Raw genomic sequence first — 10,865 nt, 5'->3', positions numbered from 1 at the left:
GATCTGGACGGCTTCAAGCAGGTCAATGAACGGCTTGGCCACCCGATCGGCGACAGGGTGATTACCCGGGTCGGCTTCCGCTTGCGCACGGCTGCTCCCGATCACTTCCTGGCACGCTTTGGCGGTGATGAATTTGCCATGATTGTCGATGGCGATGATACGGAAAAATTGCTGGAGATCGTGGGCCGCCTGATCGAAGCAGTGGATACGCCAGCGCAATTCGGTGAATCGGTGGCGCAGGTCGGCCTTGCTGCCGGCATGGCCATTCGCGGCGTGCACGGCAACACTGCCGACGCACTGATGCGTGCCGCAGATCTGGCGCTGCTGTCGGCCAAACGCCGTCATGGCAGCAATGCCGTGATGTTCGATGCCAGCCAGGCCGAGGCCGCCGCTGCCCGGGCCGCCCTTGAATCCAGCGTCGAAGCGGCATTGCGCAGTGGCAGCATCGAGATGATGTTCCAGCCCGTCATCAACGCCCAGCGCGGCAGCCTGATGGCGCTGGAACTGCGTCCCATGGTCCGCTCCGACAGCGGCATGATCGATGCCGAACAGGTGTTGCAGATCATCACGCAGCGTGGTCGCAGCGAAGGGCTGCACAAACTCGCCTTGCCAGCTGCCTTGTCGACTGTTGCGTCGCATCCCGCACCCGTTGCGCTTTGGTACCATGTGGTGGAGGCCGACCTCGCCAATCCTGCCTTTGCCGTTCAGGTGCTGGCGCAATTGGCCGCACACAACCTTGCTCCGTCTCGCCTGATCCTTGCCGTGGCCGAGGCAGACCTGATGACTGTCGAGCCGGGAAATGCCGAAGTGATCCGTCAATTGCGAAAACAGGGCGTCAGGCTTGCTATTGACGATTTTGGCGACGGCGTTTCGCATCTGAGCCGGCTCAGCCACTTTCCCATCGATATCATCGCGCTGGGTCCGACGCTATTGTCCAGTCTGGCGCATGATCCCGCCGTTGCCGGAATCGTTGCCGGTGCAGCCGGTGTCGGCCGTGCGCTCGACATGCAGGTGGTCGCCAAGGGTGTTGCCAGTGCCGACATCATGACAGCCCTGCGGGATATCGGCGTGACGCTGGTGGCAGGTGATTTCCTGTCGCCACCTGTCGCGGGCGACAGGACCGCTGCGGCTGTTTCAGTGGCCCTCGCCAGCCTTGGCGGTGGTCAATCCCGGCCTTTGCTGAACTAGGATCAGGTCGTGCCCCTGAATTGCTCGCACTTTCCGGGCCGCCCAATGGCGCCTTGGGGAAGGATGCCGTTCCCGCTCAGCGCCCCAGCAGGGCCTGGGCAAAGTCTTCGGCGGCAAATGTCCTGAGATCATCCATGCCCTCACCCACGCCGATGGCATGGATTGGCAGGCGAAAACGGTCGGCAGCCGCAACCAGCATGCCGCCGCGTGCCGAGCCATCCAGCTTGGTCATCACCAGCCCGGTGACCTTGGCGACATCGCCGAACACTTCGATCTGGTTCAGCGCATTTTGCCCGGTGGTGGCATCAAGCACCAACAGCGTGTCATGCGGCGCCGCTGGGCTGAGTTTCTGCAGAACGCGCCGCATCTTGGCCAGTTCGTCCATCAGACCCGCCTTGTTCTGCAACCGCCCGGCCGTGTCGATGATCAGCACATCGGTGCCGGCTTCGCGTGCCTTTTGCAGCGCATCAAACGCCAGCCCGGCAGCATCCGCGCCTTGTTCGCCCGACACCAATGGCACGCCGATCCTGTCGGCCCAGATCCGCAGCTGGGCTATGGCGGCAGCGCGGAACGTGTCGCCGGCGGCCAGCATGACCGTGTAATCCGCCTCGACAAACCGGCGCGCCAGCTTGGCGATCGTCGTCGTCTTGCCGCTGCCATTCACACCGACCACCAGGATGACATGCGGACGCGGGAAAGCGGTGATCGCCAGCGGCTTGGCGACAGGCGCCAGCACAGCGGCAACCTCGGCTGCAACCGCGTCCTTCAGCCCGGCTTCGTCGATGCCGCGTGCGAATTTCTGGTCCGAAAGGCGCTCCCGGATGCGCGCCGCCACTGCCGGGCCAAGATCGGCGGCAATCAGCGCTTCCTCGATTTGGTCCAGCCGTTCCTCGTCCAGCGGCATAGTGCCGGTGGCAAGGCCGGCCAGATTGTCGCCCAGCTTGGTGGTGGTGCGCGCCAGCCCCTGGCGCAGCCGGTCAAGCCAGCTCATCGATACAGCTCCGGATCAATCTCGCCGACAAAGGCTATGGTGGCCGGCCCGGCCATGTGCAGATGGCCGTCGTCCGACCGGGTGATGGCCAGGTCACCGCCCGGCAGGCTGACGGTGACGCCAGCATCGGCCAGGCCGCGCCGCTGCGCCACGGCCACTGCTGCGACAGCGCCGGTGCCGCAGGCGCGGGTCAGCCCGGCGCCGCGTTCCCAAACGCGCAAGACCATTTGATCGCGCGATGTCATCGCTGCAACACCGACATTGACGCGGCTCGGAAAGGCGGCGTCTTGTTCGATGATCGGTCCAAGTCGTTCGAGATCGACCGCAAATGGGTCCGCGACAAAGAACACTGCATGCGGGTTGCCGACGCTGACTGCGCCCGGCCCCTCCAGTTGCTCCCAGCCCAGCGGCAGTTTTGCTGTATCCATGGCGAACGCCAGCGGCACGTCCTCCCAGCCAAAGCGCGGCTTGCCCATGTCGATGCTGGCGCCGCCGGGCTGGGGACTGGCGGACAACAGCCCGCCGGCGGTTTCGATGCGCGTGGCATCGCCGACCAGCACGGCCACGGCGCGGCTGCCGTTGCCGCACGCAGCGACCTCCTCGCCGTCGCAATTCCAGAAGCGCACGGAAACGGCACCTGAATTTTGGCCCCGCCCGACTACGATCAGCTGGTCGCAGCCGATGCCGGTGCGCCGGTCGGACAGGCCACGTACCTGCGCCGATGTCAGGTCCAGCGGCGCCCCGCTCTCGTCAGGATTGCGCGCATCGAACACGACAAAGTCGTTGCCCAGGCCGTGCATCTTCCAGAACCGGCGGGGACGCGGCTCAGCCAAGGATATACTCCCCCTCGATGACGGTGCGGCACCGGCCGGTCAGGATCACGCGGTCGCCAGCCAGCCGGCAGCCAATCCGTCCGCCGCGCCGGCTGGCCTGCACGGCGGTGAAGTTGCTGCGGCCCAGCCGCTGTGTCCAATAGGGCGCCAGCACGGCATGGGCGGAACCGGTGACCGGGTCCTCGTCGATGCCGGCTGCCGGCACGAACACCCGGCTGACGATATCGCTGTCGGTGCCGGGCGCGGTGGCAATCAGCATCAAGTCGATGCCCGGCGCCAGCGCCACGACGGCGCGAAAATCGGGCTTGAGACCGGTGACGGCGTCCACATCGGCGAACACGGCCATCAGATAATCTTCTCCGCGCCGCCAGACTTCGCCCGGCATGGCACCAAGCGCCGCTCCAACGGCGGCAAGCAGATCTGCATCGGCGGCATCGGCAGCGGGCAGGGACGGCAGCGCGAGTGCATAGCCGCCCGCGTCGCGGCTCACGGTCAGCACGCCGGACTTGTTGGTGGAAAAACGCACTTCCGCCAGATCGGGCATCGCCGTGAGGATCAAGTGCCCGCTGGCCAGCGTCGCATGGCCGCACAGCGTCACTTCAAGCGCCGGTGTGAACCAGCGCAGGTCGAATTCGGCGGTTTCCGGGTCGGGGCAGGGGACCAGGAACGCTGTTTCCGACAGGTTGTTTTCCTCGGCAATGGCCTGGAGCACGGCGTCGGGCAGCCATGCCGTCAATGGCATGACAGCCGCTGGGTTGCCGCTGAACGGCGCATCGGCAAAGGCATCGATCTGGGTGAATGGCAGGCGCATATCGGTCCTTAGGGATAGAGCAGCCCGAGCGTCCAGCCATCGCCGTGCCGGTCATAGACTTCGCGTTCGTGAAGCCGGCCCGACCGGTCCTGCCAGAATTCGATGCGGGTGGGCACGATGCGGGTGCCGGACCAGCGCGGCGGGCGCGGCACGTCACCGGGAAAGCGCGCGTCCATCGCATTGACGGCGTCGTCGAACGCCTCGCGGCTGGCCAGCGGGCGCGACTGCTGCGACGCCCATGCGCCAAGCTGGCTGTTCCGAGGCCGTGTTGCGAAATAGGCGTCGGCCTCGCTGTCGCTTACTGGCTCGGCCCGGCCATCGACACGCACCTGGCGGCGCAACGATTTCCAGTGAAAGTCCAGGTGCACAAACGGGTTGGCGGCGATTTCCTGCCCCTTGCGGCTGTCGAGGTTGGTGTAGAACACGAACCCGCGATTGTCCCAGCCCTTGAGCAGCACGATCCGCACACTGGGCCGGGCATCGGCTGTGGCAGTGGCCAGCGCAAAGGCGTTGGGGTCGTTGATTTCGCTGGCTTCGGCGGCGGCAAGCCACTCGCCGAACAGCGTGAAGGGCGTGTCGAACGAAAGGGCGGCGGTGGTCATGCCGCCGGGATAGCCGCCCCCGCCTGCAATGTCACCCTGCGCAGGCGATGCACCGCGTTGTTGTTGGCAACGCCGCCAGTCGCGCCGCAGCGATGTCGCCGCCGCAGATGCTGCATTGGCCATAACTGCCGCTTGCAATGCGGTTCAGCGCGCGGTGGATGGCCTGCACTTCAGCCAACCGGGCATCCTCGATGCCGCCCATGGCGTCCTGGGTTTCCAGCTGCGCCGCCTGATCGGCGAAATCCGCATCCAGCGGTTCGCGGCGCTGGCTTTCCATGTCGGCGATGCTGACACCCAGCTCGGCCAGCCGTGATTTCAGGTTGGTGGTGATCGCGGCCATGTCCATCACGAAACCCCCTCGTTGCCATTGTCCGTCATCACAGCGGCGATCTTGTCGAGCACGGCCAGCCGTTGCTTCTTCAACTGCTCCAATTCTGCGTCCAGCAGCGCCGTGCCGCTGCCTATGGAATCGGCGAGGTTGTCGAATTCGTTGACCAATGTGCGGAAATGCCCGTCGTCGGCCTGAAGCTGGTGGAGCAGCGCGGATTGGCCCGGAAACGCCTCGGTCAATTCTCGTTTGAAATGTGTCATTCCTTGGTCTCCCTGCCGGAAAACATCTGTGCCGGCAGTATGCCCAACGCTGCCGCCGCCCGCTGTGCCGCATTGCGCGCTCCACATTGCCAAGACGTAATGTTTGAGGCATGAGCCGCGCCGTACTCCCGAACAAAGGCTGCCAATCGTGAAGTTCCTGCTTGCCCTGACTATCCTTGCCGCAATCGCTGCGCCTGCTGCCGCGCAACAACCTCCGGCAAAGCCCTGGAGCCTCAGCATCGGCGTCGTGCCCGTCGTCGGCCCGGCCTGGCAGGGGTCGCGGGACACGGCCTTGTCGATCTTTCCCGATTTGCGGGTAAATTACCGGGACACCGTGTTCTTTTCGATTCCCGATGGGCTGGGCTGGAATGTCGTTAACCAGGACGGCTGGAAGCTCGGCCCGCTCGCCAAGACCCGCTTTGGCCGGCGCGAATCCAACGGGGGTTCGCCGTTCCTGATCGCCGGCGGCAGCGAGGCCTTGCGCGGCATGGGCGATGTCGATCTTGCGGTTGAAATGGGCGGGTTTGCCCAGAAATCCCTTGCGGCTGGCCGGTTACGACTGCGCGCCGAAGTGCGGCAGGGCTTTGGCGGCCATGACGGGCTGGTCGCCGACACGATTGTGGCCTGGAGCGACCGGCGCCGTGACGGCACGCTGGCCTGGTACCTCGGCCTGCGCGCCAGCTTTGCCGATGCCGGCTTCACCAACACCTATTTCGGCGTGACCGCCGCCCAGTCCGCCGCCGCCGGCTTGCCGGTGTTTCGCACCGGGTCGGGGCTGGTGTCGGCGGGGGTCAACGCAGCGTTGATCAAGCCGCTTGGCCCGCGTGGCCGTGACGGTGCGCTGACGTTGTTTTCCGCCTATGACCGGCTTGGTGATGCAGCGGCGGATTCGACGCTCATTCGGCTGCGCGGCGACCGGGACCAGGTAACGGTCGGGCTTGGCTACAGCTATCGGTTCAGCTGGTAAGGCCAAGCGGGCCGTGGCCAACGCGCAGCGTAGGCCACGGACTCCGCGCAGTGCTCGGCCGGCGGGTCGGCTGCCGGCCCTCAGGCCGGCCAAGCCGAACCCGTCCGACGGCGCGGCTTTGCCGCGCAACCTTTCTTCCTCCTGAAAACCCCATGGACTCGGCGGCTTTGCCGCCGGCCAGTGTCTGGCGATCCACTACGAAGCAATGACACTTGGCGCAGCGGCTTACATGCAATGTCCTCGGAACGTCCTAGAGCGTCAAAACAGGCACCGGGCCCGCTTCGCCCGCTTCAACGGCAATCCGCCGATCAAAAGTGGCAAAACCATCGGCACCCGTTGCCGCCACCAGATGCAGCATATCGGCAAGGTCGGCGCCCGCCGCATGACGCTCCAGCGCCCAGGCCGCGCCAGTGGCCGCCGCGACCGTCACCCGCTCCAGACGAAGCAGCGCCGCCAGTGCCGTGTTGATGATGCCGCGCGGCCAGCGATAGGCGGCTCGCAGTACCCATTCCGTTTCGACAATCACGCTGGTCAGCAGCAATATGTCATTGTCGGCAAACAGCCGCTCCGCTGCGGCGGCTTGAACCGCGTCATCGCGGGTCAGGAACCGTACCAGCACGTTGGTATCGACTGCGATCACTTCGCCTGCCGGTCCCAATGTTCGCCGCGCTCAGCATCGATGGCGGCGTCCATGTTGGTGATCGACACCGCCGGTCCTTGATGCACCGGTAGCAGCGCCCTGAACTCGGCCAGCGTCAACTGTTTCGCCGAGGCCGTGGTCGGCCGCAGCAGAATACCATCGGGCCGGTCAATGACCTCGAATGCCATGCCGGGCCGCCAGTCATGGGCATCCCTGACCGGCTTGGGAATGACAATCTGGCCCTTGGCCGAAAGCTGGGTGTAAGCGTTCATGCTGGTAAGATAGGTCTTACCGAACAGGGTGGCAAGCCGCAGCGTGCAGCGCAGTGAGCAGACTCGGCGCAGTGCCCGACCGGCGGGTCGGCTGCCGGCCCTAAGGCCGGCCAAGCCGAACCCGTCCGACGGCGCGGCTCCGCCGCGCAACCTTTCTTGCTGCCTAACACCCACCCAGCGGACTCGGCGGCTTTGCCGCCGGCCGCGTCTGTGTCAGTCTGAGCACCAATTAGAGGAACAGAGAAAAAATGCGCCAGACGTGGAAACAGGCGGTTTGGGACGCTGTAAAGCGGCGTGCGGGCCAGTCTGGCGCGGTCTCTCGGCAGGAGCTGATTGAATTGGACCTGCCCGCAATTGTCGCGGTTGTGGGCAGCGCGGGCGCAACGCCCGCCCAGACCTTGAGCCGCGTTTTGCAGGATTTGCGCGATGACGGCGTGCTCATTTTCGATGGTGGTGGCCGATACCGGTTGGCCTCTGGCCTTGCAGGGCTGGATATCGAAGCTGCTGTCGAAACCGAGACGCTCCGGATGCAGAAAGCGCGGCTTGGGCAGGGCGCGTTTCGCAAGGCTCTGGAACATCGCTGGCATGGCCGTTGCCCGATGACGGGCATCGAGGAGCGGGCGCTGTTGCGCGCATCTCACATCGTGCCGTGGAACCGCTGCGAAAACGAGGCAGAACGCTTGTCGGCGGACAATGGCCTGCTGCTATCGGCACTTTGGGATGCTGCTTTCGACCGGGGCCTCGTCGGGTTCGATGACGATGGCGCTGTCATGTTTGCAGCGAGTTTGCACCGGATCGCCGAAGCGGCACTCCGGCATGACGCAAACCTTGTTCTGCCCGGTTTGACAGAGCCGGTTCGGCAACGCCTGCAACGTCACCGCGTCCTTCATGGTGCTGGTGGACTACGCCGCAGTTTTTAACTAAAATATTGAAAATGATCTTGAAATGATCAATTTTTCGACGTGTCTTGTATCCTTCTTGATGAAATCCCCGAGGCTCTGCGACTGAACACGCTGGTTCTTGTCGAGAACAGCGAGTGGCTGGTTGCGGTTCCGCTGACTCCGTGGTCGGCGATGTGGTGGGGCCGAGGCACTTCATGGTGTACGGCGCATGATGTGCCGTCGTTCGATGTTTATCACCGGCAAGGGCCATTGGTTGTGTTTCGCGCACGAGCGGCCTCGGGGACGCAGGCGCGTGCATGGCAATTGCACGCCGCAAGCGGTGAGTTCCGCGATGCAGGCAACAAGCGCGCAAGTTGGCGGGGGTTTCTGATGCGCCACCCCGGACTGGTCGGTCTGTCGCTGGCTGCGATCGCGTTGCGGCTCGACCCTTTGAGCAGCATAAACAGAGTCCCGGTGATGGACCCCCGCCTGCGCGGGGGTGACAGGTAGGGCGGGATTTTTTTCGGGAGGGTGACGGCGCCGACGTACTCAAGCGGCACGGTGTCCGCGCTGGACCCCCGCCTGCGCGGGGGTGACGGGTAGGGCGGTCGGCGCGGTGGTGTGGGCGGTGCTGGGCTGCGTGCCCGGCGGGACGCGCACCCCCCTCTCCCGCCTGCGGGAGAGGCGACTCGCGCTTCGGCGCGGCGGGTGAGGGTGTTTCTTGTTCCGGGGTGTGAGCACACCCTCACCCGGGCCGGCTGCGCCGTCTCTCCCCTCTCCCGCAGGCGGGAGAAGGGATGATGACGGAGGCGTTTTTACTGGGCCTTGGCGGCGCGGCGTTTCCTGGTGGGAAGCGCCCCCTCACTTGCATCCACTGCTACAGCGGCAGACAGCAGCGGCGCCAGATAATGCCCGGTCCAGCTGCCCTTCGTCCCCGCGATCACCTCCGGCGTGCCGACCGCCACGATCTGCCCGCCCTTGTCGCCGCCGTCTGGCCCCAAGTCGATGACCCAGTCGGCGGTTTTGATGACGTCGAGGTTGTGTTCGATGACGACCACCGTGTTGCCGTGGTCGACGAGCGCGTGGAGCACCTCCAGCAATTTGCGCACATCCTCGAAATGCAGGCCCGTGGTGGGTTCATCGAGGATATACAGCGTGTTGCCGGTGGCGCGGCGGGCGAGTTCCTTGGCCAGCTTGACGCGCTGCGCCTCGCCGCCGCTGAGCGTTGTTGCCTGTTGGCCGATGTTGACATAGCCCAGCCCGACTTCGAGCAGCATGGCGAGCTTGTCGCGGATGGGCGGCACGGCCTTGAAGAATTCGACGCCGTCTTCGACGGTCATGTCCAGCACATCGGCGATGCTGTGGCCCTTGAACTTCACCTCAAGCGTTTCGCGGTTGTAGCGTTTGCCGTGGCAGACGTCGCAGGTGACATAGACGTCGGGCAGGAAGTGCATTTCGATCTTGATGAGGCCGTCGCCCGAACACGCCTCGCAGCGGCCGCCCTTGACATTGAACGAGAAGCGCCCCGGCCCGTAGCCGCGCACCCGCGACTCCTGCGTCTGTGCGAACATGTCGCGGATGAACGTGAACAATCCGGTATAGGTCGCGGCGTTCGAGCGCGGCGTGCGGCCGATCGGTGACTGGTCGATATCGATGACCTTGTCGAGATGCCCAAGCCCATCAATGCCGTCATGCGCGGCGGTGACAAGGCGGGCGCCGTTCAGCTCGCGCGCGGCGGCGGCATACAGCGTGTCGATGGTGAAGCTGGACTTGCCCGAACCCGATACGCCGGTGATGCAGGTGAAGGTGCCCAGCGGGATGGACGCGGTGACGCCGGTCAGGTTGTTGCCGCGGGCGTTTTTCACGGTGAGTTTCTTGCCGCTGCCCTTGCGGCGGGCGGCGGGCAACGGCACGGCGCGGCGGCCGGCGAGATAATCGCCGGTGATGCTGCCGGGCGCGGCGAGGATATCGGCAAGGCTGCCGCGGGCGACGACGTGCCCGCCATGGACGCCGGCGCCCGGCCCCATGTCGACGATGTAATCGGCAGTGCGGATGGCGTCCTCGTCGTGTTCGACCACCAGCACGGTGTTGCCAAGGTCGCGCAAGCGGCGCAGCGTCACCAGCAGCCGGTCATTGTCGCGCTGGTGCAGCCCGATGGAGGGTTCGTCGAGAACATACAGCACGCCGGACAGGCCGGAGCCGATCTGCGAGGCGAGGCGGATCCGCTGTGATTCGCCGCCCGACAGCGTGCCGGATTTACGGTCGAGGTTGAGGTAATCCAGCCCGACATTGTCGAGAAAACCGAGGCGTTCGGTGATTTCCCTGAGGATGCGGTCGCCGATGGCGCGCTGCTTGGGCGTGAGTTTGTCGGACAGGGCGCGCGCCCAGGCCAGCGCCTGCCCGACGGGGCGGCGCACGGCGTCGGCAATGGTTTCGCCGGCGATCTTGACGCTGAGTGCTTCGGGGCGGAGCCGGTCGCCGTGGCAGGTTTCGCAAGGGGCGGGGGACTGGTAGCGGGCGATTTCCTCCTGCGTCCAGGCGGATTCGGACTTCAGGCGCTTTTCGAGGTTCTTGATGACGCCTTCGAACGGCTTGGTGACTTCATAGGATTTGCGGCCATCCTCGAAGCGCAGCGCGATGGCGCGGCTGCCGGTGCCGTGCAGGACGGCGTGCTGCGCCTCGGCAGACATGTCGGCCCAACGGGTTTTGAGCGTGAAGCCATAGGCGCGGCCGATGCTGGCGAGCACCTGTTGATAGTAAGGCGAGGGCGGGTTGGATTTGGCCCAGGGCATGACTGCGCCCTTTTCGATGGTGAGGGCGTGGTTGGGAACGATGAGATCGGGATCGAACAGCTGCTTTTCGCCAAGGCCGTCGCAGGCCGGGCAGGCGCCCTGCGGCGCGTTGAACGAGAACAGCCGGGGTTCGATCTCGGCAATGGTAAAGCCGGAGACGGGGCAGGCGAATTTTTCGCTGAAGACGATGCGTTCGGGGGCCGTAACCGGTTCCGCATCTGCCAGTTCGACGATGGCAAGGCCTTCGGCAAGTTTCAGCGCGGTTTCGAAGCTTTCGGCGAGGCGGGATTCCAGGCC

12 protein-coding genes are annotated in these 10,865 nt (G+C 65.3%); 3 read left to right on the top strand and 9 right to left on the bottom strand.

Features of this window, described 5'->3' with window-relative positions; genetic code table 11:
* The coding region (locus RMQ73_RS09910) for an EAL domain-containing protein (RefSeq protein WP_310498039.1) at positions 1-1,188 on the top strand (1,188 nt) is incomplete at its 5' end.
* Between the two features lie 76 nt (positions 1,189-1,264).
* Here RMQ73_RS09910 and ftsY read toward each other — a convergent pair.
* Genes ftsY through RMQ73_RS09880 form a run of 6 tightly spaced genes read right to left on the bottom strand, consistent with a single transcriptional unit; the run spans position 1,265 to position 5,016 of the window.
* Complete coding sequence (ftsY, locus tag RMQ73_RS09905) at positions 1,265-2,179, bottom strand: signal recognition particle-docking protein FtsY (RefSeq protein WP_310498038.1); 915 nt, start codon at positions 2,177-2,179, stop codon at positions 1,265-1,267.
* On the bottom strand, positions 2,176-2,979 hold the full coding sequence (gene dapF, locus RMQ73_RS09900) for a diaminopimelate epimerase (RefSeq protein WP_310498040.1): 804 nt from the start codon (positions 2,977-2,979) through the stop codon (positions 2,176-2,178). The genes ftsY and dapF overlap by 4 nt, the downstream gene beginning before the upstream one ends.
* A 25-nt stretch (positions 2,980-3,004) precedes the next feature.
* Positions 3,005-3,823, bottom strand: a complete 819-nt coding sequence (locus RMQ73_RS09895) for a PhzF family phenazine biosynthesis protein (protein WP_310498037.1) — start codon at positions 3,821-3,823, stop codon at positions 3,005-3,007.
* 8 nt (positions 3,824-3,831) lie between these two features.
* The gene (gene pdxH, locus RMQ73_RS09890) at positions 3,832-4,425 is read right to left on the bottom strand and encodes a pyridoxamine 5'-phosphate oxidase (RefSeq protein ID WP_310498036.1); all 594 of its coding nucleotides are present in this window, start codon (positions 4,423-4,425) and stop codon (positions 3,832-3,834) included.
* A gap of 31 nt (positions 4,426-4,456) precedes the next feature.
* Complete coding sequence (locus RMQ73_RS09885; protein ID WP_310498035.1) at positions 4,457-4,771, bottom strand: TraR/DksA family transcriptional regulator; 315 nt, start codon at positions 4,769-4,771, stop codon at positions 4,457-4,459.
* On the bottom strand, positions 4,771-5,016 hold the full coding sequence (locus RMQ73_RS09880; RefSeq protein WP_310498034.1) for a hypothetical protein: 246 nt from the start codon (positions 5,014-5,016) through the stop codon (positions 4,771-4,773). Before RMQ73_RS09880 ends, RMQ73_RS09885 begins: the two co-directional genes overlap by 1 nt.
* 148 nt (positions 5,017-5,164) lie before the next feature.
* Here RMQ73_RS09880 and RMQ73_RS09875 point away from each other — a divergent pair, with 148 nt between their 5' ends.
* Positions 5,165-5,983, top strand: a complete 819-nt coding sequence (locus tag RMQ73_RS09875; RefSeq protein WP_310498033.1) for a MipA/OmpV family protein — start codon at positions 5,165-5,167, stop codon at positions 5,981-5,983.
* A gap of 250 nt (positions 5,984-6,233) precedes the next feature.
* On the opposite strand, the gene RMQ73_RS09870 is transcribed toward RMQ73_RS09875, so the two are convergent.
* Positions 6,234-6,623 carry a type II toxin-antitoxin system VapC family toxin gene (locus RMQ73_RS09870; protein WP_310498032.1) on the bottom strand — a complete coding sequence of 130 codons (390 nt, stop codon included), beginning with the start codon at positions 6,621-6,623 and terminating at the stop codon, positions 6,234-6,236.
* Complete coding sequence (locus RMQ73_RS09865; protein ID WP_310498031.1) at positions 6,620-6,895, bottom strand: AbrB/MazE/SpoVT family DNA-binding domain-containing protein; 276 nt, start codon at positions 6,893-6,895, stop codon at positions 6,620-6,622. Before RMQ73_RS09865 ends, RMQ73_RS09870 begins: the two co-directional genes overlap by 4 nt.
* A 338-nt stretch (positions 6,896-7,233) precedes the next feature.
* On the opposite strand from RMQ73_RS09865, the gene RMQ73_RS09860 reads away from it, so the two are divergent.
* Positions 7,234-7,815, top strand: coding sequence for an HNH endonuclease signature motif containing protein (locus RMQ73_RS09860; RefSeq protein ID WP_310498030.1), 582 nt, complete (start codon positions 7,234-7,236; stop codon positions 7,813-7,815).
* A gap of 776 nt (positions 7,816-8,591) precedes the next feature.
* Here the strand turns inward: RMQ73_RS09860 and uvrA are convergent.
* The coding region (gene uvrA / locus RMQ73_RS09855; RefSeq protein ID WP_310498029.1) for an excinuclease ABC subunit UvrA at positions 8,592-10,865 on the bottom strand (2,274 nt) is incomplete at its 5' end.

It is taken from the genome of Sandarakinorhabdus sp. (assembly GCF_031430775.1).
Taxonomy (GTDB): Bacteria; Pseudomonadota; Alphaproteobacteria; order Sphingomonadales; family Sphingomonadaceae; genus Sandarakinorhabdus.
Note: the sequence above shows the minus strand (reverse complement) of the source record. Positions and strands in the feature narration are given on the sequence as shown.

Bases quoted from the DNA above. Each gene is read 5' to 3' on its own strand.
- ftsY (WP_310498038.1), bottom strand. From the start codon at position 2,179: ATGAGCTGGCTTGACCGGCTGCGCCAGGGGCTGGCGCGCACCACCACC.
- dapF (WP_310498040.1), bottom strand. From the start codon at position 2,979: ATGCACGGCCTGGGCAACGACTTTGTCGTGTTCGATGCGCGCAATCCT.
- RMQ73_RS09895 (WP_310498037.1), bottom strand. From the start codon at position 3,823: ATGCGCCTGCCATTCACCCAGATCGATGCCTTTGCCGATGCGCCGTTC.
- pdxH (WP_310498036.1), bottom strand. From the start codon at position 4,425: ATGACCACCGCCGCCCTTTCGTTCGACACGCCCTTCACGCTGTTCGGC.
- RMQ73_RS09885 (WP_310498035.1), bottom strand. From the start codon at position 4,771: ATGGACATGGCCGCGATCACCACCAACCTGAAATCACGGCTGGCCGAG.
- RMQ73_RS09880 (WP_310498034.1), bottom strand. From the start codon at position 5,016: ATGACACATTTCAAACGAGAATTGACCGAGGCGTTTCCGGGCCAATCC.
- RMQ73_RS09865 (WP_310498031.1), bottom strand. From the start codon at position 6,895: ATGAACGCTTACACCCAGCTTTCGGCCAAGGGCCAGATTGTCATTCCC.